Here is a 25,028-nt window from a genome sequence, read left to right as displayed (position 1 = left end):
CCCGACAGCCCCTGCTCGAGCAGCCCCAGCGCCTGTTCCCGCTGAGCTACCGAATACCGCCTCAGTCCACCAGCCATCGTCCCGCCTCCACACGACATCCGTGTTGCGCAGACGATCTGAGACCGCCCTCACTCGTCTGTGGCGGAGCGCTCACTCGAGTGGCCCGTTCGGTATGCCGGGTGCTGGCCCTCCCGGCGGCCGTGCCGTGCCGCTAGCGTCGGGTCGTGATCGAGATCCGACGGTTCGAGCCCAGCGACCGGGGCCGGTGGGACGAGCTCTTCCGTGCGTACATCGGCTTCTACGAGCGCACCCTCGACGACACGGCATACGACAGGGCGTGGCGCGAGATCACTGCTGGTTCGAGGCTGCACGGGCGCGGTGCCTGGCTCGGCGGACAGCTCGTCGGGATCACGCACTTCCTCGTGCACCCCAGCTCGAGCGAGCCGGACCTCTGCTACCTCGAGGACCTCTTCACCGACCCCTCGGTGCGTGGCCGCGGGGTCGCCACGGCGCTCATCGGTGCCGTTCGTGACTGGGCCCGCGAGCAGGGCTGCGGGAGCGTCTACTGGCAGACCCACGAGTCGAACGCCGTGGCCCGGAGGCTCTACGACGAGGTGGCGACCTTCGAGGGCTACGTCGTCTACACGCTGCCCGTCGGGCAGGCGTCCACCGGCGGTGCCGGGAACGTCGGCAGGCGGTGAGAGGCTGGGGGCATGTCAACCGTTGTCTTCGTCCACGCCCATCCCGACGACGAGGCGTCCCAGTCCGCGGGCTCGATGGCGCGTGCCGTCAGCGAGGGCCACCGTGTCGTCCTCGTCGTCGCCACGAACGGTGACCACGGCGACGCCCCCGACGACCTCGCCGAGGGTGAGACCGTCGTGCAGCGGCGCCGGTCCGAGGCGGCAGCCTCCAACGCCGTCATCGGCACCCACCGGGTCGAGTACCTCGGCTACGCAGACTCTGGCATGACCGGCTGGGCGCAGAACGACCACGAGGAGAGCTTCGCGCGGGCCGACACCGAGGAGGCGGCCCAGCGCCTCGCGGCGGTGCTGCGGGAGGAGGACGCCGACCTCGTCGTCGGGTACGACTGGCACGGCGGCTACGGCCACCCCGACCACGTCAAGGTGCACGCCGTGACGAAGCGGGCCGCCGAGATCGCCGGGACGCCCCGCTACCTCGAGGGCTCGATGAACCGCGACGCGATGATCCGCTCCCACCAGGCGGCGATGGCCGCGGGCCACGACGTGGGGGAGTGGGACCCGAGCCAGCCGATGGACGACGGCAACCCGCTCGGCAGCCTCGAGAGCGAGCTGCACTGGGCCTGCGACGTCAGCGAGTTCCTCGAGGTCAAGCGCTCCGCCCTCAAGGCCCACGCGAGCCAGTCCGACGCCCAGGGCATGCTGGCGATGCCCATGGAGATGTTCGCCGTCGCCTTCGCCTGGGAGCACTACATCGAGCCCGGCCGGCCCGACGGGATGGTGGTGGGCTGGTTCCTCGACGCCTGAACCGTCCAGTAACCTACTCACGGTAACCACGTCCGTGGTCGCCATAGAGACAGTGCCGTTTCCTCTGGAGGGACCCTGATGTCCGAGATCGACTTCACGACCGCCACCGCCGAGCAGATCGCCGCCGTCGAGCCCGGCGAGTTCATCCGGATCGTCAAGGAGATGTCCGACAAGGACGTGAAGCAGGTCATGGAGAGCCCCAACCGTGAGGCCATCCTCGAGGCGATCTTCCGGCGGATGCCCGAGCTCTTCCGCCCCGACCGGGCCGGCTCGACGACGGCCACGACCCACTGGAGCATCACGGGACGCCCCGACGGCGGGGCCGACGAGTGGACCGTGCGCTTCGCCGACGGCACGTGCACCACGCTCCCCGGCCACGACGGCGACTCGACCCTCACCCTGACGATGACGCCCGTCGACTTCACCAAGGTCATCACCAAGAGCGGCAACCCGGTCATGATGTTCATGACCGGCAAGATCAAGGCCAAGGGCGACCTCGGCCTCGCTGCCAACATCGCGAACTTCTTCGACATCCCCAAGGCCTGAGGCCTGACGTGGTGGAGTTCTCGCTCGCCCTCGACGACGACCAGATCGAGCTGAGGAACTGGGTGCACGGCTTCGCCGCCGACGTCGTCAGGCCCGCCGCGTCCGAGTGGGACGCGCGCGAGGAGACGCCGTGGCCGGTGATCCAGGAGGCCGCGAGGAACGGCCTCTACGGGTTCGAGTTCCTGGCCCAGTGCTGGTCCGACCCGACCGGCATCTCGATCGACCTCGCCAACGAGGAGCTCTTCTGGGGTGACGCCGGCATCGGGATGTCGATCTTCGGCACGACCCTCGCCGTCGCCGCGATCTACGGCTCCGGCACGCCCGACCAGATGGTCGAGTGGCTGCCCCAGTGCTACGGCGACGCGGACGACCCCAAGCTCGCCGCCTTCGCGACGACCGAGCCGCAGGCCGGCTCCGACGTCGGCGCCATGCGCACCCGGGCCCGCTACGACGAGGCCACCGACGAGTGGGTGATCAACGGGCAGAAGGCCTACATCACCAACGGCGGCATCGCCGGCGTCCACGTCGTGACGGCCGTCGTCGACCCCGAGCTCGGCGCGCGCGGTCAGGCGGCATTCGTCGTCCCGCCCGGCACCCAGGGTCTCGAGGCCGCCAAGAAGCTGCGCAAGCTCGGCCTGCGCGCCTCGCACACGGCCGACGTCTTCCTCGACGACGTTCGGGTGCCGGGCTCGTGCCTCCTCGGCGGCAAGGACACGCTCGACGAGCGTCTCGCCCGGGCCCGCGAGGGAGGGGCCTCGAGCGGACAGGCGGCCATGCGCACGTTCGAGATCTCACGCCCCACGGTGGGGGCACAGGCGCTGGGGATCGCGCGGGCGGCATACGAGTACGCCCTCGACTACGCCAAGGACCGGGTCGCGTTCGGCCGGCCCATCATCGAGAACCAGGCCATCGCCTTCGCCCTCGCCGACATGCGGACCGAGATCGACGCCGCGCGGCTGCTCGTCTGGCGTGCCTCGTGGATGGGCCGCACCAACCAGCCGTTCACGGCGGCCGAGGGCTCGATGAGCAAGCTCAAGGCCGGCGAGGTGGCGGTGGCGGTCACCGACAAGGCCGTCCAGATCCTCGGCGGCGCCGGCTACGTCACCGACCACCCCGTCGAGCGCTGGTCGCGCGACGCGAAGATCTACACGATCTTCGAGGGCACGTCCGAGATCCAGCGGCTCGTCATCGCCCGCGCCATCAGCGGAGTCCGCATCCGCTGACCCTGCTCACCTCACCGTCGAGAGGCCGCAAATGGCCTCTCGACGGTCGAGGGTGGGCGCCGGGTGCGGTGCCGGGGCGCTCCGGGCTAGACGACGATGTTGAGCAGGAGCACGAGCACGAGACCGGTCACCGACAGGATCGTCTCCATCACCGACCAGGTCTTGATGGTCTGGCCGACCTTGAGGCCGAAGTACTCCTTGACGAGCCAGAAGCCGGCGTCGTTGACGTGCGAGAAGAACACCGAGCCGGCGCCGATGGCGAGGACCATGAGCGAGACCTCGGTCGTGGGCATGCCGACCGCGAGCGGCGCGAGGATGCCGGACGCCGTGACCGTGGCGACCGTGGCCGAGCCCGTCGCGAGGCGGATGAGCACGGCGACGAGCCAGGCGAGCAGCAGCACCGAGAGCCCGCTCCCGGCGATCCAGTTCGCGACGAGCTGGCCGATGCCGGTGTCGACGAGGGTTTGCTTGAACCCGCCACCGGCGGCGACGATGAGGATGATGCCCGCGATGGGCCCGAGCGAGGCCTCGAGCGAGGACCCGATCTCCTTGGTACCCATGCCGGCGCCGCGACCGAGGGTGAACATCGCGAGGATGACGGCGATGAGCAGCGCGATGAGCGGCGTGCCGAGGAAGTCGAGGACGGTGCGGGCCGCGGTGCCCTTGCCGGCGAGGACATCGGCGAGCGCCTTGCCCATCATGAGGACGACGGGCGTCAGGACGGTCAGCATCGTGACGCCGAACGACGGGCGCGGACCGGTGTCCGACTCGCGGGCCTCGAACAGCTCGGGCGCGGGGACGTCGACCCAGCGGGCCGCGAGGCGCGCGAACCACGGACCCGCGATCGCGATCGTCGGGATGGCGACGAGGATGCCGAGGCCGAGCGTGACGCCGAGGTCGGCCTTGAGGGCGTCGATGGCCACGAGCGGACCGGGGTGCGGCGGCACGAGACCGTGCATGGCCGAGAGGCCGGCGAGGGCGGGGATGCCGACGCGCACCACCGACTGCTCCGAGCGCCGTGCGACGAGGAAGATCACCGGCATCAGCAGGACGAGGCCGATCTCGAAGAACATCGGCAGGCCGATGATGGCGCCGACGCCGGCCATCGCCCAGGGCAGCGATCGCGTGCCGCTGCGTCCGATGATCGTGTCGACGATCTCGTCGGCGCCGCCCGAGTCGGCGAGCAGCTTGCCGAACATGGCGCCGAGGGCGATGAGGATGCCCACGCCCGCAGCCGTGCTGCCGAAGCCCTTGGTGTAGCTGTCGAGCACGTCGGCCATCGGGACCCCGGCGACCGCGCCGACGGTGAGCGAGCCGAGCGTCAGCGAGAGGAAGGGGTGCAGCTTGAACCGCACGATGAGCAGGACGAGGACGGCGATACCGAGCAGCGCCGCGGGGACGAGGCGCCCGGCCGGGATGTCCGGCGGGGTGTCGGCGGTGAGCGCCGAGGCGGGGAGGAGGGAGAGGAGGTCGGCGGTCATGAGCGGGTCGCTTCCGGGTCGCGGTGGTCGAGGAGGGTGAGGGACTGGGTGACGAGGTCGTCGACGGGTTGGTCGACGTCGAGGACGGCTCCGCGCTCGCCCGGCTCGAGGGGCTCGAGCGTCGCGAACTGCGACTCGACGAGGGCCGTGGGCATGAAGTGCCCGGGGCGCCCGGCGACGCGGGCGGCGATGACGTCCGGGGCACCGTGCAGGTGCACGAAGAAGACCTGGGGCGCCGCGGCTGCGAGGACGTCGCGGTAGGCGCGCTTGAGCGCCGAGCAGCTCGCCACGCCACCGCTCGCCGCGTGCTCACCGAGCCACGTGGCGATGGTCGCGAGCCACGGGCCGCGGTCGCCGTCCGTCAGCGGGATGCCGGCCGACATCTTGTCGATGTTGGCCTGCGGGTGGAAGTCGTCGGCGTCCGCGAACGGGACGCGCAGACGCTGCGCGAGGGCCGCGCCGACGGTGGTCTTGCCCGAGCCGGACACCCCCATGACGACGACCAGGGGAGGTGGGTGGTGCTGCATGTCTCCGTGACTCCTTCGTCCGGCTCGAACGACGTCTTCGTCGAGTCGCTTGCCCTAGGGTGCAGCAACAAGAGCGTCTTATCAAGTAGTTGGCATCAATAAAACGGTTTTATAACGGGGAGGTCTGAAGCGTGGCGGCCGTGTGTCAGGCTGGGCCCCGTGCCCACCGACCGACGCCCTGCGCTGCACGCGAGCGTGCTCGACGACCTCGGCCGCCAGGTGGCCTCCGGTGAGCTGACGGCCGGCACGGTCCTGCGCATCGACCAGCTCGACGAGCGCTACGGGGTGTCCCGGTCGGTCGTGCGCGAGGCGGTCCGGGTCCTCGGCTCGATGGGACTGGTGGAGGCCCGCAAGCGCGTCGGCGTCCGGGTGCTGCCCAGCACCTCGTGGAACGTCTTCGACCCGCGGGTCATCCGCTGGCGCCTGGACGGGCCCGGGCGGGAGCAGCAGCTGCTCTCCCTCGGTGACGTGCGCCGCGGCGTCGAGCCGGTCGCGGCCGAGCTCGCCGCCACCCACGCGACGCCCGAGCAGTGCGGGGCTCTGGTGGGCGCGGTGATGCAGATGGCCGTGCACGCCAAGTCGGGTGACCTCGAGGCCTACCTGCTCGCCGACCAGCTCTTCCACGCCACCCTGCTCGCGGCCTCCGGCAACGAGATGCTCGCGGCGCTGTCCGACGTCGTCGGCGAGGTGCTCGCCGGCCGCACGCACCACGACCTCATGCCGTCCACGCCCAACCCGGTCGCCGTCCGCCTGCACGGCGACGTCGCCGAGGCGGTCGGGTCGGGCGACGGGACCGCGGCGGCCGCGGCGATGCAGGCCATCATCGCCGAGGCCAGTGACGCCCTCCGGGACGCGGATTCGTAGGCGCCGCAGTCGGGACGCGCGTCCTCGCCGTCACGGACGGGCAAGTCCGGGCCGAACGGCACGGTCGATGTGTCACACGCGGCAGACGCGAGGTGCCCACCCGACCGCGTGGTCGGGTGGGCACCTCGGTGGCCTCGGGTACGGCTGCGTCAGGCCAGCGCGTCGATGATCTCGTTGAAGGTCTTCGACGGACGCATCACCGAGGCGACCTTGTCTGCATCGGGACGGTAGTAGCCGCCGATGTCGACCGGGTGGCCCTGGTCGTCGACGAGCTCCTGCGAGATCGTCGCGATGTTGTCCGACAGTGCCTGCGCCACCGGCCCGAAGGTCTGGGCGAGGGCAGCGTCGTCGGTCTGAGCGGCGAGCTCCTGTGCCCAGTAGAGCGCGAGCCACACGTGGCTGCCGCGGTTGTCGATCTGCCCGACCTTGCGGGCCGGGCCCTTGTTCTCGTCGAGCAGCGTGCCGGTCGCGCGGTCGAGCGTCTCGCCGAGGACGCGTGCCCGGGCGTTGTCGGTGACGTCGGCGAGGTGCTCGAAGCTCACGGCCAGCGCGAGGAACTCGCCGAGGCTGTCCCAGCGCAGGTAGTTCTCCTTGACGAGCTGCTGCACGTGCTTGGGTGCCGAGCCGCCGGCGCCGGTCTCGAAGAGGCCACCGCCGTTGATGAGGGGGACGACCGAGAGCATCTTGGCCGAGGTGCCCAGCTCGAGGATCGGGAAGAGGTCGGTGAGGTAGTCGCGCAGCACGTTGCCGGTGACCGAGATCGTGTCCTCGCCCTTGCGGATCCGCCCGAGGGAGTAGGCGATCGCGTCGGTCGGCTTCATGATCTCGATCGTGAGGCCGTCGGTGTCGTGCTCCGTGAGGTACTCCTCGACCTTCGTGATGAGGTTCGCGTCGTGGGCGCGGTCCGCGTCGAGCCAGAAGATGGCAGGGGTGCCGGTGGCGCGTGCGCGGGTCACGGCGAGCTTGACCCAGTCCCGGATCGGGACGTCCTTGGTCTGGCAGGCGCGCCAGATGTCGCCGGCCGAGACCGCGTGCTCGAGCAGCGCTGCGCCGGAGCCGTCGACGACGCGCACCGTCCCGTCGGCGGGGATCTCGAACGTCTTGTCGTGGCTGCCGTACTCCTCCGCCGCCTGCGCCATGAGGCCGACGTTGGCGACCGAGCCCATCGTCGACGGGTCGTAGGCGCCGTTGGCGCGGCAGTCGTCGAGGACGACCTGGTAGATGCCGGCGTACGAGCTGTCGGGCAGCACCGCCAGGGTGTCCTGCTCGGCGCCGTCGCGGTTCCACATGTGCCCCGACGTGCGGATCATCGCCGGCATCGACGCGTCGACGATGACGTCGCTCGGGACGTGCAGGTTGGTGATGCCCTTGTCGGAGTCGACCATCGCGATGGACGGCCCGTCCTCGAAGCCCTTCGCCACGGCGGCCTCCACCTCGGCGCGCTCGCCGGCGGGCAGGCCCTCGACGGCCTTGAGCACGGCGCCCAGCCCGTCGTTGGGGGAGGCGCCGACGCGAGCCAGCGCTCCGGCATACGTCTCGAAGAGCTCGGGGAAGAAGGCGCGCACGACGTGGCCAAAAATGATCGGGTCGGAGACCTTCATCATCGTCGCCTTGAGGTGCACCGAGAAGAGGACGTCCTCGTCCTTGGCACGCTTGATCTGCTCGGAGAGGAAGTCGCGCAGTGTCGCGACGTGCATGAACGTCGCGTCGACGACCTCGCCCGCCAGGACCGGGATGGACTCCTTGAGCACCGTGGTCGATCCGTCGGGGCCGACGAGCTCGACGCGCAGCGTGTCGTCCGCAGCGATGACGACGGACTTCTCGTTGTGACGGAAGTCGTCCTCACCCATCGTCGCGACGTTCGTCTTGGACTCGGCGGTCCAGGCGCCCATCGAGTGCGGGTGCTTGCGGGCGTAGCTCTTCACCGAGGCGGGCGCGCGGCGGTCCGAGTTGCCCTCGCGCAGAACGGGGTTGACGGCCGAGCCCTTGATCTTGTCGTATGCCGCCCGGGCCGACCTCTCCTCGTCGGTGGTCGGGTTGTCGGGGTAGTCCGGCAGCGCGTAGCCGGCGGCCTGCAGCTCGGCGATCGCGGCCTTGAGCTGCGGGATCGACGCCGAGACGTTGGGCAGCTTGATGATGTTGGCCTCGGGAGTCTTCGCGAGGGCGCCGAGCTCGGCGAGGGCGTCGTCGATGCGCTGCTCGGGCTTCAGGGCGTCGGGGAACGCGGCGATGATGCGACCCGAGAGCGAGATGTCACGCGTCTCGACCTCGACGCCGGCCTGCTTGGCGAAGGCCGAGACGATGGGCAGCAGCGAGGCCGTGGCCAGGGCGGGCGCCTCGTCCGTGTGCGTGTAGATGATTGTCGAGTCCAACGCGGGTGCTCCGTTCGGGTTGCTGTCGTGCCGAGATCCCAGAACGAGGGATCCTGAATAAATCTTGATGTCAAGATATCCGATGCGGGGCGGCCGTGGGGTCGCCGTCCCATCCTGCCGGGGTGGTCTGCGCCACGCCAGAGACCCGCGTCCTAGGCTGCAGCGGGTGAGCACCGACCCGTATGCCGGCCCGCTGACCGAGACCGCCGCCGACACCGACGCCTCTGCCCGTACCCGTGCCGTCGACCCGGCCACCGCCCGCCACCTGCACCACCTGCTCGCGACCGAGCAGCGCCGCGGTCGCCTGCCGTCGGTCGCCGCGGGCATCGTGCGCGACGGCGGGCTCGCGTGGTCCGACGCCGTCGGCGCGATCGACGGCCGCGCCGGGGGAGTGGCCGCCGACACCGACACGCAGTACCGGATGGGCTCCATCACCAAGACCTTCGTCGCTGTCGCGGTCATGCGCCTGCGCGATGCTGGGCGTCTGGACCTGCTCGACCGCTTCGAGGACCATGTCCCCGGCTCCCGCGTCGGCGGCGCCACCATCGCGCAGCTGCTCTCGCACGGCGGTGGGGTGCAGGCCGAGACCAATGGTCCCTGGTGGGAGCGCACGCCCGGCGGCACGTGGGACGAGCTCGTGAGATCGCCTGTGGGGCAACGTTTCCGGGCGGGCCGACGTTTCCACTACACCAACGTGGGCTTCGCGGCGCTCGGCGAGCTCGTGGCGCGGGCCCATGGCACCGACTGGTTCGAGGTGGTTCGTCGTGACCTGCTCGACCCGCTCGCGATGACGCGCACGACCACGCGCCCCACCGGCAAGGCGGCGCCGGGACTCGCGGTGCACCCCTTCGCCGACGTGCTCCTGCCCGAGCCCGAGCACGACGCCGGGGCCATGGCTCCGGCCGGCCAGCTGTGGACGACCGTCGAGGACCTGGCCCGCTGGGCCGCCTTCGCCGGCGGCGACACGGCCGAGGTGCTGTCGGCCGACACGCTGGCCGAGATGTACGAGCCGCACACGATCAACGACAACCCCGGCCAGCCGTGGACCACTGCGCACGGGCTCGGCTGGCAGGTCTGGAACGTCGACGGCACGAGGTATGCCGGCCACGGCGGTTCGATGCCGGGCTTCCTCGCGGGCCTGCGGGTCGAGATCGAGTCGGGCGACGGGGTCGTCGTCCTCACCAACAGCACGAGCGGCATGGGGGCGTTCGGACCGGAGCTGCTCACGGCATACGTCGAACGCGAGCCTCGGACGCCCGAGCCGTGGCACGCGGCGGGTGACCCGTCCGCGCTCGAGCTCGTCGGGACGTGGCACTGGGGGCCGTCGGTGTCGACGGCCAGGATCGTCGGCGAGCACCTCGCGCTCGGCGAGCCCGGCCAGGCCCGCGGTTCGCGCTTCGAGCGGGTGGGGCCTGACGAGTGGCTCGGGCTCGACGGCTACCACACGGGCGAACCGCTGCGGGTCGTGCGCTCCGCCGACGGGTCCCCGTCGCACCTCGACCTCGCGTCGTTCCGCTTCACGCGGACGCCCTACGACCCCACGGCCGACGTCCCCGGAGGCGTGGACGACAGCGGCTGGCGATAGTGGCGGCCGCGCCGGACCTCTCCGGGCTCACGTGGCCGAGGGTCACCCAGCGGCTCGCGCTGCGCCCGCTGACCCTCGACGACGTCGACGCGGTGCTCGCGTTCCGCTCGCTGCCCGAGGTCGTCGTCCATCTCAGCCACGACATCCTCGACCGCGAGCAGGTGCGGGACCGGATCGCGCAGCGCATCGAGCGTGGGCGGCCCGGGGCGACTGAGCCCTTGCTGGGTCTCGCGGTCGAGGAGCTGCGCACCCGCCGCGTCGTCGGCGACGTGATGCTCCGGATCGAGCCGTGCCACAGCATCGCTCGGACGCCGAGTTCCGAGTGGGAGGGGACGGTCGGCTACGCGCTGCACCCGGAGGTCCAGGGACGGGGCCTGGCCGCGGAGGCTGCCGCCGAGCTGCTCGTGATCGGCTTCCGCGACCTGGGACTGCGCCGGATCACCGCCGACGCGTACGCCGACAACATCGCCTCCAACCGCGTCCTGCGACGCATCGGGATGCGCCTCGAGGCGACGATCCGCGCCAAGTCGCTCGGCAAGGACGGCACCTGGCTCGACGACAACACGTGGGCCCTGCTCCGCGAGGAGTGGGCCGGCTGAGCATCCCCGGCCGACGCTCGTCGGCCAGCCCGGCCCGCCGGGCGCGCGTCAGTGCGCGTCCTTCCCGCTCCGGGCGATGAGGGCCTCGATGCCGTCGAGGAGCAGGCCCAGCCCGTAGTCGAACTCCTCGTCGAAGAAGTCCTCGTCGTCGTCGCCCAGGGCCTCGGGGCCGGCGGACGCCAGGTGTGGGAACGTGTCCGCGTCGATGAGGGCGCTGACGAGCGCGAGGTAGGCGCCCTGCGGGCTCTCGGGGTCCACCGGTCCGGTGAGCCCCATCTGGATCGTCTGGCGGACGTGGTTCTGGCCCCAGCCGTCGATGGCGAGCAGGGTCGAGAGTCGTTGCTGGCTCGTCAGGGGGGCCTCCTCGAGCGCCTCGAGGCCTGACTCCGTCCAGCCGAGGGTGTTGGGGGTCAGCGGTGGTGAGACCAGGCGCACCTCGGTGGTCCAGGGGTGGGCCATCCGGCGCGTACTGATCTCGCGGGTCCACCGGGTGATGCGTTCGCGCCAGCCCTCGTCGGGGCCGTAACGCAGGTCGGGCGGCCCGTAGGCGACGTCGACCATGACGGCCGACAGCTCGTCCTTGCTGTCGACGTAGCGGTAGAGGGACATCGTCGTGAAGCCCACGGCGGCGGCCACGCTCTTCATCGAGATGGCGTCGAGGCCCTGGGCGTCGGCGATGGCGACGGCGGCCTCCCCGATCTCGGTGATGCTCCGGCCGGGCTTGGGGCCACGGCGCCCCTGGGGCTCGCGCCCCCACAGGAGCTGGAGGTAGCGGGGGAGGTCGGTCATGCGGTGATCCTACTCAACTGCTTGCGCCATACGCAGATGAGGCGTACTTTCCGTGTGCAAGATAAACACTATGCGAGATACGCAGAAACTTCAGGAGTGTTTCATGTCCCAGACACCAGCATCGCCACCGCACGCCGGGCGCCGTGAGTGGACCGCTCTCGCGGTCTTGTGCCTGCCCCTGCTCATCGTCTCGATGGACGTCTCCGTCCTCTTCTTCGCCGTGCCGCACATCGCCGAGGCGCTGTCCCCGAGCGCGACCCAGCTGCTGTGGATGTTCGACGTCTACGGCTTCGTCCTCGCCGGCCTGCTCCTGACGATGGGTGGCCTGGCCGACCGCATCGGCCGGCGCCGGCTGCTCCTGGTCGGGGCCGTCGCCTTCGGCGCCGCCTCGGTGCTGGCGGCCTACGCGCCGAGCGCGGGCTGGCTTATCGCCGCCCGGGCGCTCCTGGGGGTCGGCGGTGCGACGCTGATGCCCAGCACGCTCGCGATCATCCGCAGCCTCTTCGCCGACGACGCGGAGCGTGCCAGGGCCGTGGGCGTGTGGTCGGCGGTGATGGCCGGCGGGGTCGGCATCGGCCCCGTCATCGCCGGGGTGCTGCTCGAGCACTTCTGGTGGGGTTCGGTCTTCCTCGTCAACGTCCCGGTCATGGTCGCCCTGCTCGTCGCGGCGCCGTTCCTGCTCCCCGAGTCGCGCTCGCTCACGACCCGCGTCGACGTCGCGAGCTCGCTGCTGTCGATGCTCGCGATTCTCCCGGTCGTCCACGTGCTCAAGGAGATTGCGGCTGACGGCTGGTCCGCCGGACTGCTGCCGTATGCCGTCGTCGGGCTCGGTGCGGCTGTGGCCTTCGTGCGTCGCCAGTCCCGCATCGAGTGCCCGATGGTCGACCCGAGCCTCTTCGCCCACCGCGGCTTCGGCGGCTCCCTCGCCGTCCAGGTCATCGCCATGTTCGGCGTCATGGGCAACGCCGTGCTCATGACGCAGTACCTCCAGTCCGTGCTCGGCTTCAGCCCGCTCTCCGCCGCGCTGTGGAGCCTGCTCCCCTCGGTCGCCGTCGGGGCGGCGGCGCCGACGGCCGCAGCCGTCTCCCTCCGGGTCGGCCGACCGGTCGTCATGGCGACCGGGTTCGTCGTAGCCGCAGTCGGATTCGTGGCCATGAGGGCGGTCGGCGCCGACTCCTCGGTCTGGGTCGCGCTCATCGGCGCGGCTCTCGTGGCCATGGGTCTCGTGTCTGTCGCCACCCTCGTCACGGAGTATGCGATCGGCGTGGCTCCGGCCGAGCGCGCCGGGTCCGTGTCGGCGCTCGTCGAGACCGCCGGAGAGCTCGGAGGGGCGCTGGGCATGGCTGTCCTCGGCAGCATCCTCGGTGCCGTGTATGCCGTCCGTCTCGGGGTCCTGCTGCCCGCTGCCCTCCCGCCTGCCGCTCGCGAGGCGGCGCTGCAGACGCTGGGGGAGGCCGGCGTCGTGGCAGGACAGGTGGGCGGCGCGCAGGGGAGCGCGGTGCTCGCGGCGGCCCGGACGGCATACGTCGACGGCATGCACGTGACCGACCTGGTGGGCGCTGCCCTGCTCCTCGGCGGGGCCGTGGTGGCGCTGGCCGCCCTGCCCAGGCATCGCGACGCGGGCCGGGAGAAGGCTCCCCAGGGCTCCGTGACGGTCGGGCGTCGGGTGGGCTGAGGGGGTGACGTGGCTCGGGAACGACTGCGGGCCACACGCCGGAAGGGAGTCCGGCGCGTGGCCCACGGCCTGCCATGGCCGACGAGGGAGGGCGTCTGCCAGGCGTGAGGGGTGCTGTCGTAGGTGTGGAGGGGGTCAGGTGGTGCGGTTCAGCACCAGGGGTAGATGAACAGGCTGTTAGCTCCCGCACGGTGGTCGGCGAGCAGCAGGCTGAACGGAACCGGGTTCGGCACGCCGCTGATGTCGGCGCCGGGACGCACCGTCACGCCGAGCTGCTGCACGGCAAACGTGAGGTCGACGCCGTTCCGTGCCACGGACGAGAGCAGGCCCGCGTCACGGAGCGTCGAGATGCCGGCTCGCATGCAGCTGGTGTCCGGCGCTGCCGATGCCGCGCCTGCGGTCGACAGGATGGCGGTGGAGGCCAGGGCCGCCGCTGCGGCGATGGGGAAGATCCTCATGCATGACTCCTTCGTCTGCCCCGAGCGTCCATAGTTTGTCGAAGGTTCGACTGGTCTCAATGTCACACCCCCTGCACCGCTTGTCAAGGGTTCGTCGAAGGTTGTGCGCCGACCATCTCGCGCTGCTGGTCCAAGCGTGCCGAGGGGGAGGGGTGGGGACGACGGGGCCACCAGAAGCGGTCGCCGAGAACGACCGCGATGGCAGGCACGAGCAGGGTGCGCACCACGAGCGTGTCGAGCAGGACGCCGACGCAGATGATGACGCCGATCTGGGCCAGCACGACGAGCGGCAGCACGCCGAGCACCGCGAAGACCGCCGCGAGCAGGATGCCGGCGCTCGTGATGACGCCGCCCGTCGCGGCCAGGCCGCGCAGCATGCCCTGCCTCGAACCGTTCAGGCGCGACTCCTCCCTCGCCCGCGTCACGAGGAAGATGTTGTAGTCCACCCCCAGGGCCACGAGGAAGACGAAGGCGAAGAGCGGGGCGCTGTCATCGAGCGCAGCGAAGCCGAAGACCTTGGTGAAGATCCACCAGGAGGCGCCGACGCTGGCGAGGAAGGTGGCGACGACGGTCGCGACGAGGACGAGCGGTGCGACGACCGAGCGCAGCAGCAGGCCCAGGGCCAGCAGGACGAGGGCCAGCACGAGCGGGAAGATGACGAGCCGGTCCCGCGACGATGCCTCGGCCTGGTCCAGGGCGACGGCCTCCGTGCCTGCGACGTGGCTCTCGGGCAGGTCCGTCAGCGCGGCGCGCAGGTCCCGCACGGTCTGGGTCGCCTCGTCGGAGCCGGGAGCGGCCTCGATGACGGCGTCGACCTCGGCCACGCCCTCCGCCTGCTTCACCGTGCGGGCGCCCGCGATGCCGGCGACGCCCTTGGCGGCGGCGGTGACGGCATCGGGGTCTGCCGTCGTGACGATGACCGCCGGGTCCGCGCTGCCGGCCGGGAAGGACTGCGCCAGACGCTCGCTCGCAGCGATGGCCTCGGGCTTCTTGAGGAACTGGTCGGAGGGCTTCAGGCCGGTGTCGATGGCCGCGATGCCGGCTGCCATGACGGCCAGGACCACGAGCGTCACGCTGATGATGCGCCTGGGGTGGGCGGCCACGCGGTCACCGACCCGGCGCCACAGCGACTGGCCGTCGACGAGGGCCGCCTCGCCCTCCCGGGGGACCTTGGGCCAGAAGATCCAGCGGTCGAAGATGACGAGGGCCGCAGGCAGCACGAGCAGGACGAAGGCCGCGGCGACGACGACGCCGACCGCGCACGCGAGACCCAGGCCGCGGGTCGCGGGGAAGAGTGAGAGCAGCAGCGTCAGCAGACCGATGACCACGGTCACGGCGCTCGAGAGGACGGCTTCGGAGGTGCGGCGCAGGGCGAGCGACATGGCCTCGCGACGGTCGGAGTGGCTGCGCAGCTCGTCGCGGTAGCGCGAGATGAGCAGGAGGGCGTAGTCGGTGCCTGCTCCGAAGACGAGGACCGAGAGGATGCCGATGGTCGACTCGTCCCAGACGACGGAGAACGCCGAGAGCGTGTGGGTCGCGAGCACGGCAGCGAGTCGGTCCGCGACGCCGACGACGAGGAGCGGGAAGATCCAGAGGATCGGGCTGCGATAGGTCAGCACGAGCAGCAGGGCGACGACGGAGGCGGTGGCGATGAGCAGCCGGGTGTTGGCTCCTGCGAAGACCGCCGCGAGGTCGGCCTGCACGGCTGCGGGCCCGGTCACCTGGGCCGTGACGCCCTCGGGCAGGTCGGCCTTGACCGTCGTCCTGACGTCTCCGACGAGGTCGGCCGTGGCCGTTGCGTCGGTCGCGTCGACCGGGACGACCGCGAGGGCGGCCGTGCCGTCCTCGCTGCGCTGGACCGGAGCCCCACCGGCTGCGGGCAGCTGGGACACGCGAGCCTCGATCGCGGTCATGTCGTCCGGGCTCAGGGTGCCGGAGGCCTTGCTGAAGACCACCACGGCCGTGGAGCCCTCGGCTTCGGGCAGCCGGTCACGCAGCTCGAGGGCGGCGGCGCTGTCGGACCCGATGGGGAGGGCGTCCGTCGAGCTCGCCGTCCGCTGGGCCTCGCCGACGGCGCTCACGACGCCCATCGCCCCGGCCAGGGCGAGGATGACGATCGCCACGGCCCACCACTTCCGCGTGATCCTGTCGGTCACAGCTCGCACACGACACCTCCAGATAGGATGAGTAACAGGGTTGCTCAGTAGATTACTAAGTTGGTGAGTGATATTAGCAGCAGGAAGACCGCCGGGACACCACCGGCCCCGAGGCGTACCCGAGCACCCAGATCACCCCGAGCCGTGGGCGTCGAGGACGGACCGTCGGCGGGGCTCGCAGACCGGCCCGAGGTCGGTCTCGTCCCGGGCGTTCCCCAGTGGCGCACGACCGGCACCCTGTCGGCCCTGCAGGAGCTCGTCGAGGTCTCCGAGACCGTGCCTGCAGCGGTGGCCCGACAGGCCGGGCTCAGCACGTCGGAGCTGCACTCGCTGCGCCATCTCATGCGCGGCCCGATCGGTCCCGTCGACCTCGCCAAGGTGCTCGGCGTGACGTCCGCGGCGTCGTCCGGCGTCGTCGACCGTCTCGTGAGGCACGGTCACGCCGAGCGTCGCTCGCACCCCGAGGACGGTCGACGCACCGAGGTCGTCATCACCGAGAGCGGCCGTGCCGAGGTGCTGGCCCGGATGACGCCGATGTTCGAGAGCCTCGCCGCTCTCGACGCGACGCTGGACGACCGCGAGCGCGAGGTCGTCGAGCGCTACCTGCGCGGCGCCACGGCCGCGATGAAGAACCTCATGAGCTGACACCGGACGACCGGCGCCCCACTCCTGATGAGCGGAGGCCTCGGCCGACCGGGATCAGGCGGAGAGGCGCCCGCGGAGCAGGCTGTCGCCGGAGTGGGCCGGCTTGTCGTCGAACTGCTCCTTGGAGATGTCGACGATGACGTAGCCCTGGTCGATGAGGGCCTGCGTGACCGGGAAGGTGCCCGACTCACCCTGTTGCAGCACGCCGACGGAGACCATCCGCTTGCCGTCGGCGTTGAGAAGCCAGACCTCGAGGTAGCCGTCACCCGCATCGAGCGGACGCGTCGTCGCGACCCGCAGGTCGAGGCCGTCCGCGGCCCGGACCAACGTCGCCTCGCCCTCCCGCTGCCGGGTGTCGAGTGTCGAGAGAGCGACCTGCGCGACCTGCGCGGGCTGCCCGGGCTGTCCTGTACCCCAGATGGCCCGTCCGGCCAGCAGGCCGACCACGAGACTCGCGGCCACGAGGCCCGCAGCCCACATCGCCGTGCGTCGTCTCGTGGGCCGGTCGATCCGCGTGACGTTCCCCGGCCTGAGCCCGGGCGGGGCGCCCGTCTCGGCGTCTGCTCCGGCGTCGGTGTCCAGGTCGGTGTCCAGGTCCGTCCCGACGTCGGCCTCGACGTCGCTCCCGACCTCGTCCTCGGCATCGATCTCGGCGGCCACCCGCCCCCAGACGGCGTCGTCGGGAGCCTGCCACCCGGCATACGTCCTCGTCCCGGACACGAGGCGCGCGGTCCGCCGCAGCTGCTCCACCGACGCGGAACAGCTGGCGCAGCCAGCGACATGGGCGGAGCGCTCGGCGTCGGCGGTCTCGCCCAGGGCGAGGTCGACGAGCTCGTCGTCACTCGGATGCGACACGTTCCACCTCCTTCAGTCGGTCTCGCAGCTCGGTCAGTCCGCGGCGCACGTGACTCTTCACGGTACCCAGTGGCAGGTCGAGCGCTCGGGCGATCTCGTCCTGGGTGCGGTCCTCGATGAACGCCATGCGGAGCACGGTCGCGCGCGGGTCGCCCATGCGCTCGAGCTCGTGGACGAGCAGCAGGCGCTCGGCCCAGTTCGAGTCGTCGGCGGCCGACGGTTCCGTGACTGCCTCCGACGCGAGGGCCTGCAGGTTGCGATGGGTGCGGTAGCGCTGGGTCCGGACGTCGGCGACGCGGTGCTTCGTGATGCCCACCAGCCATGCGACGGGCGAGCCCCGGTCGGCTCTCAGGGTGGCTCGCCCCCGCCAGGCGGCGACGAAGACCTGCTGGACCACGTCCTCCGCGTCCTCCTTGGCGCCCAGCGCGCGCAGCGCGATGGTGTGCACGAGAGGGGACCATCGGCGGTACATCTCGGCCAGGGCCTCGCGGTCCCCGCCGGACAACCGGGCGGCGAGCTCGGCGGACTCGACACCAGGGTCGTCGTGCACGTGCACGAGCCCACCTAACCACGTGTCGCTCACCCCGTCGGCTCGGCGGTCACCACGACGTTCTTGTCGTAGCGCCGCTTCTCTCGGTCGAAGTCCCCACCGCACGTCACGACGTGGAGCACGGGAGGCCCGTCACGGGCGAAGAGTCCCGAGAGGTCGAGGGAGGTCTTCAGCACGCTCCTGACCGACGTGACGGTGTAGCGGCGGACCGTGTCGCCCGAGCTCACCGTGATGACGTCGCCCTTGCGCAGCTCCTCGACGACGGCGATCGGGCCGATGCCGTAGCCCGGCATGTCGAGGTGGGCAGCCACCACCGTGGCCCCGGCGGGCTCGCCGGGCCTGGGGCCGTAGCGGTACCACCCCAGGGTCGCTGGGCTGCCGGGCAGCGCCATCTCGCCGTCCCGGGCCACCCCGACCGGCACGATCCTCATGTCGACGCCGAGCCGCCGGATGGTGAGGCGGTCCGGTGCCGCGGCAGCCGAGGCCGGTGCCTGGGTCGCGGGGCGGGCGGCCGGAGGCTCGGCCGTCACCCTCCCGGACTCGGACGTGGCCGCGGCTGGAGACGCCCCGACCGGGGAGGTCGAGCGCGCCGGAGATGCCGAGGGGTCGAGCGACCGGCTCGTGCCGACCGTGGGAGCGGCGTCGGACGACCGTGTCGCCCAGGCGGTGGCACCGCCGGCCAGGAGGGCGGCCGCCAGCGCGGCGGCCACCCCCCTGAAGGGTCTCGACGGATGCGCAGGCCGGTGCCGGCCCGCGCGCTCGTCGTCCTCGTACGGCATGTCGACGTGCCTGAGGTGCGCTGACGTTCGGGTCAGCGGACCGCGGCGCCCCGGCGGCGCCGCACGAGCACGAGTCCCCCGGCGAGCGCGCCGGCTCCGGCGATCGCCGCGTAGCGGGCCGCCTCGGCGCCCTGCTGGGCCTCGGCCACCTGCCCGCCGGCTCCGGCCGGGACGCCGCCGGGCGCGGAGTGCATGCCGGAGATGGTCTGGACCGCGAGCTCGAGGTTCTTGTCCGCGGCGCTGCCCCAGGCGTAGACGATCGTGTTGGTGCCCTCCTTGAGGGTGAGGTCGGCCGGGCCGATGACGACGGTCGAGGTCCCGGCCAGGACGACGTCGGCCTTGATGGTCCCGGCGTCGACGACGGCCTTGGCCTCGTTGGGGTTGGTCAGGCCCTTGAGCGCGACGGTGCCGTTGGCGCGCACGTCGACGGCCGGGGCCGCAGCGGTGTGGCGAACGGTGAGCCGGGCCTTGCCCGCAGGCACCTTCGAGGTGTCGTTGACGAACGGCGTCAGCTCCGGCTTGCCCGCCTCGGACAGGTGGGCGACGACGGTCACGTTGGCGCCGCCCGGCACCTTGACGCCCTTGGCCTCGATGACGGCCGCCCCGCCCGCGCCGGCACCGGCTGCCGTGACCTTGAGGTCGTACGTGCCCTCGGGCAGCATGAGCGGGTCGGTCAGGGTGCCGGGCTTGAAGTTGGTCAGGAGCGCCTTGCCGTTGGCGTAGACGTCGACCGTCGCGCCGGGGACGGCGTGCAGGATCGAGACCGTGGCGTCGGCGGCGTGGGCCGGACCGGCCACCAGCGCTGCCGGGGCGAGCGCGAGTGCGGTGACGGCGGCGATGCGAAGGGACTTCATGATGGTTCCTTTCGAGGGGTGGGTGCTGGAGAGCGGCCCGTGCCGCTCCCTGGTGGGTTGCCGATGTGGCGGTCGGGCGGTGTGGTGTGGCGGTGTGGCGGGCGAGGACCTCAGAGGTCCTTGGGGCGCAGCACCAGGACGAGGCCGTGGGCGATCTGCCGGTTGCCCTTGTTGAGGTCCAGTGCGCGGGGGTTGACCAGCGGGTCGGCGTCGTTGCGGTCGTTGTCGACGAGGCGGATGAGCCTCAGCCAGCGGGACAGGACGTCGACCGTGATGCTGGCGCCGGGCAGGGCTGTCGCGAGCGAGGCGCTGTCCGAGCGCAGGGCGTCGCGTGAGGTGATGGGAGCGCCCGGGACGACGTGGTAGAGCAGGACGGCCTCGAGGGCGTCGGTGCCGACCGCGCCGGCGAGCGCGTCGAAGACCTGGGACTCCTTGTCGTACCACCGGCCGGTGAGGTCGGCGGCAAGGACCTGGAAGGCCCGGTCGTTGGGCAGGAACGCCGTCAGCGGCACCTCACCCCGGGTGAGCAGGCCGACAGGGCTGTCGGGCTTGGCTGCGAGGACGGCGAGGACCGCCTCGGTGACGATGTCGTAGTCGTACCAGTTGCGGTCGAACCGGTTGCCGTCCGCGAGCAGCACCGAGGCCAGGCTCCTGGTGCCCGTGGTGGAGGACACGGTGGACGTGGTGGACGTGGTGGACGCCGCCGGGGCAGCGGGTGCGGCGACGGCAGCCGGGACGGCGAGGGCCCCGGCCAGGGCGGCGACGACGGGGACGAGATGGCGCTTCTTCACGGTCTGTCCTCTCTGAGGGAGTGACGGCGACGTATGCCGTCTGCCCCCTCTTCCGAGGACATGCCCTCCGGGGATGCACCGGAGGCGAAGTTTCTTTCCCGCCGTTCGGCGGTCACCGGGTCAGAGGTGAGCGTTGACCGCCTCGGCCGCGCGCTGGCCGGAGACGAGGGCGCCCTGGATCGAGGCGGTGTCGCGGTGGTCGCCGCAGACGAAGACACCGTCCCCGATCGTGACGGGCGAGCGGACCGCCAGGGGTGGGGTCATCGCGGGAAGGGCCGCGTCGACGCGGTGGCGGGTGACGACCCGCCAGGCGGACGTGTCGCAGCCGTAGATCTCGCCGACGTGGCGCAGGACGTCGGACTCGGGCGCGTCGCCGTCCGGTCGGTCGAGCAGGCACGTCGCCTCGACGAGGTGCTTCGTCGGCGGGGCGTAGCTCGGGGCGGCGGCGGTCATCACGGCGGTGTTCCAGACCGGACCGGGCGGCGCGGAGTCGTGCCGGCGGCGACCGTCGACGGCGACGAGGGGCAGCGTGTGGGGCGGCTCCGGTGCCTCGAACCACCACGTGACCAGGCCCTTGGTCGCCGGCTCGGGCAGCGTCGTGAGGTGGGCTGCGCCGACGGGGTCGGCGGCCACGACGGCGCTGCGGGCGTGGAGGCGCTGCCCGTCGACGCGGACGTCGACGCCGCCGTGGACGGCGGTGATGGCCTCGACGTGGCTCTGCAACCGCACCCGGTCACCGAGCGGCTCGGCCACCTGCTCGGGCAGCGCCTGCATGCCCGTCGCCGGGACTGCGGGCCGGCCCAGCGCGAACATCCGGACGAGCAGCTTCGTGAAGTTCGCCGAGGAGCCGCCGTGACTGTCGACGAGGACGCCTGCGAGGAAAGGGTCGAGCACCTCCTGTCGCAGGCGGCCGGTGACGCCGGCCTCGTCGAGGGACTCGGCCAGAGTCGAGTCCTGCTGTGCGAGAACGGTCTTCGGGTCGGCGATGACCCTGGCAGTCCACCGAGTGACACCGGCCAGCTCGCGTGGGTGGAGGTAGCCGCTGCGCATCGTCCGGGCGAGCAGCCGGGGCTCACGGACCGGGTCGGCGAGGACCTGCAGCCCGTTGCTGCGGCGCACCAGGACGCCGGACCCGAAGGGCTTGAGGTCGAGCGTCGACACGTCCACCCACCGACGCACCGCGGGGTAGGCGGGGTTCAGCACCTGGAAGCCACGGTCGCAGCGGAAGCCGTCGACGACATCGGTGCGGATGCGTCCCCCGACGGCGTCACCGGCCTCGAGGACGATGACCTCGTGACCGAGCTCGGTCAGGCGCCGCGCGCACCGCAGTCCCGCCAGCCCAGCCCCGACGATGACGACGTCAGCGTCCACGAAAGGATCACCCCACTGCTCGAGTCCGGCCCCGTCGCAGCGTAGACCTCGTCGGGCCGCAGCGGTGCCGCTGCACGGCTCGGATCCGCGTGCTCCGTCAGACGGCGCGGAGGCTGCGGGACGGTTGCCTCGTCCCGGGCCGGGACTCGTGCCAGCGCTGTGCCGCAGCCAGCACGACCAGGGCCGACACGATCCCCGCGATGCCCGTGGCGACCGAGCGGGGCTCGTCGCCCAGTCGGCCGACCGCGATCCACGCGAGGCCCCAGGCCATCGCGGCCGCCACGGCCCAGCGGCCACCGAGACGTCGGGCGAAGAGGACTCCGAGCCCCGCGGCCACGGCCACCACCGCGACGGCAGCGACCTGGTTGGCGGCGGCGCCGAGGTCGACGCCTGAATCCACCAGGGCCGCAGTGACGTTGGCGCACGTCGCCACCGCCACCCAGCCGAGGTAGAGGCCGAACGTGCCGTCGAGCAGGACGCGGTCCCACGTCGTGCCCGCAGGCTCGTGCGTCAGGCGCTCCACGAGCGTGCCGAGGGTGAGGGCCAGGGCGACGATGACGACGACGCTGGCCCAGATCCAGCCCTGCTGCGTCACGAGCAGCCACGCCGCGTTGAGCACCATGGAGGCCGCCGCCAGCCAGCCGGTGCTCCGGACGCGGGCGCGAACGGCGTTGACGGGCAAGGCCTGCCACACGGCATACGCCAGCAGTCCGACGTAGATCGGGGTCCAGATCGAGAACGCGGGGCCGGCCGGTGCGACGAGGGTCGCGGTCGCCGCGAGGGCACCGCCGGACGACTCCTCGACTCGGGTGCCGATCACCCCGATGCCGAAGAGGGTGCCGACGACGCAGAAGACCTCGGCGGCGATGACGGCCACCCGGCGCACCTGGTCGGCGGTCGTCAGCTCAGGGTGCGTGCTGGCGGACGTGGTCATGTCGATCACCTCGGTCGCTCGGGAGATTGCTCATCCAGTTAGCGACCCTAACAGAGCGCCTGCAGGCCCCGTCATCCTCGGAGGCGGACCGACAGGCACGTGACACAGCCTTCGAGCTTCTCGAACTCGGAGATGTCGACGGTCGTCACGTCGTGCCCCCTCGCTGCGAGGAGCTGGGCCGTGCGCGGCGCCGACGCCGACATGAGGACCGACAGGCCGCCCAGCAGCACGACGTGGGCGCCGGGCTCCTCCGGGACGGCGAGGAACCGGGGCCACACCGTCGGGTCGTCGACGAGCGGGGGATAGCCGAGGACGGTGCCGTCGGGAAGGGCCGTCACCGCCGACTTGAGGTGCAGCACCTTCGACACCGGCACCGGGACGACCTCGACCCGGTGGCCCCGGAGGGCCTGCCGGAGCTGGTCCACACCGGAGAGGTTGGTGCGACCCCCGACGCCGACCCACACGACGTGGCCGTGCTTCAGCACGTCACCGCCGTCGAGGGTCCCCGGCTCCTCGACCTCGACGGTGCGGTAGCCCTGCGCCTCCACCGCCTCGCGGACGCCGGCGCGCTCGCCGCGTCGCGCGGGGGCGCCGGACCGGCACAGCACGGCGACATCGCCGTGCACGACGACCTGGTCCTCGATGAAGACGCCGTCCGGACAGTCGTCGGCAGGGGCTGCCTCGACGACCGACCAGCCCCGCCGGCGCAGCACGTCGACATACTCCTGCCACTGCCGCAGGGCGAGCGCGCCGTCGACCGCCCCGGACCGCTCGATGTGCGTCACGATCCCGTCCGCGAGTCGAGGAGACGGACGGCGGACGAGCGCGAGGCGACGGTGCACGCGCTCACTCTAGGGGCGGCCTACGGTGGAGGCGTCGGCGCCGCGGTCCGCTCCCGGCCGGCGAAGACCTGACGCCGCCGAGGCCGCGGGAGGCCCTGTCCCGGAACAGACTTGACCCTCACGCCGCGTGAGGCGGCAGGCTCGACCACATGACCGGAAGGACGCAGGAGATGACCACCTGGACGGTGGGGCAGGTCGCCGAGCTCTTCGGCGTGACGGTGCGCACGCTGCACCACTACGACGAGATCGGGCTGCTCGTCCCGAGCGAGCGCTCGCGGGCTACCGGCTCTACACGGACGGGGACCTCGCGCGGCTGCAGCAGGTCGTGGTCTACCGACGGCTGGAGCTGCCGCTGGAGGAGATCGCGACCCTGCTCGACGGCGAGGAGGACGCGGTCGACCACCTGCGCCGTCAACGCGCGACGGTCATGTCCCGGCTGGACGAGCTGCGCGAGCTCGTCTCGGCCATCGACCGAGCACTGGAGAGAGAGATGAACGACCAGCCCGCCACGCCCGAGGACCTCAAGGAGCTCTTCGGCGACGGTTTCGAGGACGAGTACCAGCAGGAGGCGCAGGAGCGCTGGGGTGAGACCGACGCCTGGAAGCAGTCGCAGTCGCGCACGAAGCGCTACACCAAGGCCGACTGGGCGCAGGTCAAGGCGGAGATGGACGCCGTCAACGCGGCGTTCGTCGCGGCGCTGGCCTCGGGGGAGCCCGCGAGGGGCAAGGCGGCCATGGACGCCGCAGAGCAGCACCGCCTCCACATCCACGAGCGCTTCTACGACCTCGACCACGCCTTCCACCGGGGGCTCGCCGACATGTACGTGGCCGACCCCCGCTTCACCAAGACGTACGAGGACATCGCACCCGGCCTCGCGGCCTACGTCCGCGACGCGATCCGCGCCAACGCCGACCGGTACCAGGACCGGCACGGGGGCTGAGGCGGGGCCGACCCAGGACCGACCCTGTGGTCGGGACGACCGGTGCACCGGGCCGAGCGGACGAAGCCGCTCGGCCCGGTGAGGTGGACGTGTCGGACGCTCGTCAGGCGCAGGACATGTGGTCGAACGACACCGTCACGGTCCCGTTCGCGTTGAGGGTGGCCTGGGCGTTGTCGTGGAACTGCAGGTGCGACCCGTCCGTGCCGGTGGCGTTGACGTTGAACGTGCTGTGCTCGACGCCGTTGCGCAGGTTGTTCTCGTCACCGAACCACGTGGCGAAGTGTCCCGTGTAGGTGACCTTCGAGGGATCGTCCGGCGTGAACGTGAACTTGCCCTCGACGGTGCCCGTGAACCACGAGCCCGTCTTGTTGATGGTGCCGTGGAAGATCTGGTTCTCCACGGCGCTGACCGTCCCGGGGTCGCCGGTGCACGGGTTCATGTCGTGGAAGACGTCGATGACGGAGTGCTGGTTGTCGGTGAAGGTGGTGGCCCCGTTGCCTCCGGCGCCGGCGGCACCTGCTCCAGAGACGAGAAGCGTTGCCACGCCTGCCGTGGCGCAGACGCCACGAATACTGAGTCGGCTCATGCGACTCCCCCTTTGGATTGTCTCGGTTGCCCCCGAGGGGGCCTCCGGCCCCTCTATCGAGGGTGCTCCCGGTCGGCCGGGGACGAGGCAGAACAGCGGAT

At 71.6% G+C, this 25,028-nt stretch carries 25 protein-coding genes and 1 pseudogene; 11 read left to right on the top strand and 15 right to left on the bottom strand.

Annotation, left to right across the window (positions count from 1 at the left end; genetic code table 11):
• Positions 1 to 224: 224 nt before the first annotated feature.
• From ABD831_RS17650 to ABD831_RS17635, 4 genes are all read left to right on the top strand, one after another.
• Positions 225 to 701 carry a GNAT family N-acetyltransferase gene (locus tag ABD831_RS17650; protein ID WP_344949649.1) on the top strand — a complete coding sequence of 159 codons (477 nt, stop codon included), beginning with the start codon at positions 225 to 227 and terminating at the stop codon, positions 699 to 701.
• Positions 702 to 713: 12 nt separating this feature from the next.
• Positions 714 to 1,505 carry a PIG-L deacetylase family protein gene (locus tag ABD831_RS17645; protein ID WP_344949646.1) on the top strand — a complete coding sequence of 264 codons (792 nt, stop codon included), beginning with the start codon at positions 714 to 716 and terminating at the stop codon, positions 1,503 to 1,505.
• Positions 1,506 to 1,583: 78 nt separating this feature from the next.
• Positions 1,584 to 2,051, top strand: a complete 468-nt coding sequence (locus ABD831_RS17640) for an SCP2 sterol-binding domain-containing protein (protein ID WP_344949643.1) — start codon at positions 1,584 to 1,586, stop codon at positions 2,049 to 2,051.
• Between the two features lie 8 nt (positions 2,052 to 2,059).
• Entirely contained in the window at positions 2,060 to 3,274 is a 1,215-nt protein-coding gene (locus tag ABD831_RS17635) for an acyl-CoA dehydrogenase family protein (protein ID WP_344949640.1), read from the top strand.
• Between the two features lie 86 nt (positions 3,275 to 3,360).
• On the opposite strand, the gene ABD831_RS17630 is transcribed toward ABD831_RS17635, so the two are convergent.
• On the bottom strand, positions 3,361 to 4,755 hold the full coding sequence (locus ABD831_RS17630) for a GntP family permease (protein WP_344949637.1): 1,395 nt from the start codon (positions 4,753 to 4,755) through the stop codon (positions 3,361 to 3,363).
• Positions 4,752 to 5,282, bottom strand: a complete 531-nt coding sequence (locus ABD831_RS17625) for a gluconokinase, GntK/IdnK-type (RefSeq protein WP_142179101.1) — start codon at positions 5,280 to 5,282, stop codon at positions 4,752 to 4,754. The genes ABD831_RS17630 and ABD831_RS17625 overlap by 4 nt, the downstream gene beginning before the upstream one ends.
• 159 nt (positions 5,283 to 5,441) lie before the next feature.
• On the opposite strand from ABD831_RS17625, the gene ABD831_RS17620 reads away from it, so the two are divergent.
• Positions 5,442 to 6,146, top strand: a complete 705-nt coding sequence (locus ABD831_RS17620; protein ID WP_344949634.1) for a FadR/GntR family transcriptional regulator — start codon at positions 5,442 to 5,444, stop codon at positions 6,144 to 6,146.
• A 149-nt stretch (positions 6,147 to 6,295) separates the two neighbouring features.
• Here ABD831_RS17620 and ABD831_RS17615 read toward each other — a convergent pair whose 3' ends face one another.
• Positions 6,296 to 8,518: an NADP-dependent isocitrate dehydrogenase gene (locus ABD831_RS17615; protein WP_344949631.1), complete on the bottom strand. Its 2,223-nt coding sequence runs from the start codon at positions 8,516 to 8,518 to the stop codon at positions 6,296 to 6,298.
• A 166-nt stretch (positions 8,519 to 8,684) separates the two neighbouring features.
• Here ABD831_RS17615 and ABD831_RS17610 point away from each other — a divergent pair, with 166 nt between their 5' ends.
• Both ABD831_RS17610 and ABD831_RS17605 read left to right on the top strand, forming a co-directional pair.
• Positions 8,685 to 10,103: a serine hydrolase domain-containing protein gene (locus ABD831_RS17610; RefSeq protein WP_344949628.1), complete on the top strand. Its 1,419-nt coding sequence runs from the start codon at positions 8,685 to 8,687 to the stop codon at positions 10,101 to 10,103.
• A complete protein-coding gene (locus ABD831_RS17605) occupies positions 10,103 to 10,702 on the top strand; it encodes a GNAT family N-acetyltransferase (protein ID WP_344949625.1) in 600 nt (199 codons plus the stop codon). The genes ABD831_RS17610 and ABD831_RS17605 overlap by 1 nt, the downstream gene beginning before the upstream one ends.
• Positions 10,703 to 10,750: 48 nt before the next feature.
• Here the strand turns inward: ABD831_RS17605 and ABD831_RS17600 are convergent, their stop codons facing one another.
• Positions 10,751 to 11,491 carry a TetR/AcrR family transcriptional regulator gene (locus ABD831_RS17600; protein WP_344949622.1) on the bottom strand — a complete coding sequence of 247 codons (741 nt, stop codon included), beginning with the start codon at positions 11,489 to 11,491 and terminating at the stop codon, positions 10,751 to 10,753.
• 103 nt (positions 11,492 to 11,594) lie between these two features.
• Between ABD831_RS17600 and ABD831_RS17595 the strand changes: the two genes are divergently transcribed.
• A complete protein-coding gene (locus tag ABD831_RS17595; RefSeq protein ID WP_344949619.1) occupies positions 11,595 to 13,166 on the top strand; it encodes an MFS transporter in 1,572 nt (523 codons plus the stop codon).
• A 149-nt stretch (positions 13,167 to 13,315) separates the two neighbouring features.
• On the opposite strand, the gene ABD831_RS17590 is transcribed toward ABD831_RS17595, so the two are convergent.
• The gene (locus ABD831_RS17590) at positions 13,316 to 13,624 is read right to left on the bottom strand and encodes a hypothetical protein (protein ID WP_344949617.1); all 309 of its coding nucleotides are present in this window, start codon (positions 13,622 to 13,624) and stop codon (positions 13,316 to 13,318) included.
• A gap of 83 nt (positions 13,625 to 13,707) precedes the next feature.
• On the bottom strand, positions 13,708 to 15,780 hold the full coding sequence (locus ABD831_RS17585) for an MMPL family transporter (RefSeq protein WP_344949615.1): 2,073 nt from the start codon (positions 15,778 to 15,780) through the stop codon (positions 13,708 to 13,710).
• Positions 15,781 to 15,924: 144 nt separating this feature from the next.
• Between ABD831_RS17585 and ABD831_RS17580 the strand changes: the two genes are divergently transcribed.
• Complete coding sequence (locus ABD831_RS17580) at positions 15,925 to 16,425, top strand: MarR family winged helix-turn-helix transcriptional regulator (RefSeq protein WP_344949612.1); 501 nt, start codon at positions 15,925 to 15,927, stop codon at positions 16,423 to 16,425.
• Positions 16,426 to 16,479: 54 nt separating this feature from the next.
• Here the strand turns inward: ABD831_RS17580 and ABD831_RS17575 are convergent, their stop codons facing one another.
• The 8 genes from ABD831_RS17575 to ddaH form a co-directional block, all read right to left on the bottom strand.
• Positions 16,480 to 17,280: an anti-sigma factor gene (locus tag ABD831_RS17575; protein ID WP_344949609.1), complete on the bottom strand. Its 801-nt coding sequence runs from the start codon at positions 17,278 to 17,280 to the stop codon at positions 16,480 to 16,482.
• Positions 17,264 to 17,830 (bottom strand): RNA polymerase sigma factor, encoded by a 567-nt coding sequence (locus ABD831_RS17570; RefSeq protein ID WP_344949606.1) that lies wholly within the window; start codon positions 17,828 to 17,830, stop codon positions 17,264 to 17,266. The genes ABD831_RS17575 and ABD831_RS17570 overlap by 17 nt, the downstream gene beginning before the upstream one ends.
• Before the next feature lie 29 nt (positions 17,831 to 17,859).
• On the bottom strand, positions 17,860 to 18,540 hold the full coding sequence (locus tag ABD831_RS17565) for a class F sortase (protein ID WP_344949603.1): 681 nt from the start codon (positions 18,538 to 18,540) through the stop codon (positions 17,860 to 17,862).
• Between the two features lie 101 nt (positions 18,541 to 18,641).
• Entirely contained in the window at positions 18,642 to 19,463 is an 822-nt protein-coding gene (locus ABD831_RS17560; protein ID WP_344949600.1) for a DUF4397 domain-containing protein, read from the bottom strand.
• Positions 19,464 to 19,573: 110 nt separating this feature from the next.
• Positions 19,574 to 20,254: a fasciclin domain-containing protein gene (locus tag ABD831_RS17555; RefSeq protein WP_344949597.1), complete on the bottom strand. Its 681-nt coding sequence runs from the start codon at positions 20,252 to 20,254 to the stop codon at positions 19,574 to 19,576.
• A 120-nt stretch (positions 20,255 to 20,374) separates the two neighbouring features.
• Positions 20,375 to 21,625, bottom strand: coding sequence for an NAD(P)/FAD-dependent oxidoreductase (locus ABD831_RS17550; protein ID WP_344949594.1), 1,251 nt, complete (start codon positions 21,623 to 21,625; stop codon positions 20,375 to 20,377).
• Positions 21,626 to 21,722: 97 nt separating this feature from the next.
• Entirely contained in the window at positions 21,723 to 22,559 is an 837-nt protein-coding gene (locus ABD831_RS17545; protein ID WP_344949591.1) for a TspO/MBR family protein, read from the bottom strand.
• 71 nt (positions 22,560 to 22,630) lie between these two features.
• The gene (ddaH, locus tag ABD831_RS17540; protein WP_344949588.1) at positions 22,631 to 23,401 is read right to left on the bottom strand and encodes a dimethylargininase; all 771 of its coding nucleotides are present in this window, start codon (positions 23,399 to 23,401) and stop codon (positions 22,631 to 22,633) included.
• Between the two features lie 149 nt (positions 23,402 to 23,550).
• On the opposite strand from ddaH, the pseudogene ABD831_RS17535 reads away from it, so the two are divergent.
• Both ABD831_RS17535 and ABD831_RS17530 read left to right on the top strand, forming a co-directional pair.
• A pseudogene (locus ABD831_RS17535) lies at positions 23,551 to 23,640 on the top strand (MerR family DNA-binding transcriptional regulator); the annotation flags it as partial.
• Positions 23,641 to 23,726: 86 nt separating this feature from the next.
• Complete coding sequence (locus ABD831_RS17530) at positions 23,727 to 24,341, top strand: MerR family transcriptional regulator (RefSeq protein ID WP_344949585.1); 615 nt, start codon at positions 23,727 to 23,729, stop codon at positions 24,339 to 24,341.
• A gap of 103 nt (positions 24,342 to 24,444) precedes the next feature.
• On the opposite strand, the gene ABD831_RS17525 is transcribed toward ABD831_RS17530, so the two are convergent.
• The gene (locus ABD831_RS17525; RefSeq protein WP_344949583.1) at positions 24,445 to 24,927 is read right to left on the bottom strand and encodes a hypothetical protein; all 483 of its coding nucleotides are present in this window, start codon (positions 24,925 to 24,927) and stop codon (positions 24,445 to 24,447) included.
• Between the last annotated feature and the right edge of the window lie 101 nt (positions 24,928 to 25,028).

The sequence above is a fragment of the Terrabacter ginsenosidimutans genome (genome assembly GCF_039539425.1).
Classification (GTDB): domain Bacteria; phylum Actinomycetota; class Actinomycetes; order Actinomycetales; family Dermatophilaceae; genus Terrabacter; species Terrabacter ginsenosidimutans.
This window is presented reverse-complemented; position numbering and strand designations above follow the sequence as displayed.

Excerpts from the sequence above, each read along its gene's own strand:
- ABD831_RS17595 (WP_344949619.1), top strand. The coding sequence starts at position 11,595 with ATGTCCCAGACACCAGCATCGCCACCGCACGCCGGGCGCCGTGAGTGG.
- ABD831_RS17640 (WP_344949643.1), top strand. The coding sequence starts at position 1,584 with ATGTCCGAGATCGACTTCACGACCGCCACCGCCGAGCAGATCGCCGCC.
- ABD831_RS17545 (WP_344949591.1), bottom strand. The coding sequence starts at position 22,559 with ATGACCACGTCCGCCAGCACGCACCCTGAGCTGACGACCGCCGACCAG.
- ABD831_RS17560 (WP_344949600.1), bottom strand. The coding sequence starts at position 19,463 with ATGAAGTCCCTTCGCATCGCCGCCGTCACCGCACTCGCGCTCGCCCCG.
- ABD831_RS17590 (WP_344949617.1), bottom strand. The coding sequence starts at position 13,624 with ATGAGGATCTTCCCCATCGCCGCAGCGGCGGCCCTGGCCTCCACCGCC.
- ABD831_RS17600 (WP_344949622.1), bottom strand. The coding sequence starts at position 11,491 with ATGACCGACCTCCCCCGCTACCTCCAGCTCCTGTGGGGGCGCGAGCCC.
- ABD831_RS17625 (WP_142179101.1), bottom strand. The coding sequence starts at position 5,282 with ATGCAGCACCACCCACCTCCCCTGGTCGTCGTCATGGGGGTGTCCGGC.
- ABD831_RS17630 (WP_344949637.1), bottom strand. The coding sequence starts at position 4,755 with ATGACCGCCGACCTCCTCTCCCTCCTCCCCGCCTCGGCGCTCACCGCC.
- ABD831_RS17525 (WP_344949583.1), bottom strand. The coding sequence starts at position 24,927 with ATGAGCCGACTCAGTATTCGTGGCGTCTGCGCCACGGCAGGCGTGGCA.
- ABD831_RS17645 (WP_344949646.1), top strand. The coding sequence starts at position 714 with ATGTCAACCGTTGTCTTCGTCCACGCCCATCCCGACGACGAGGCGTCC.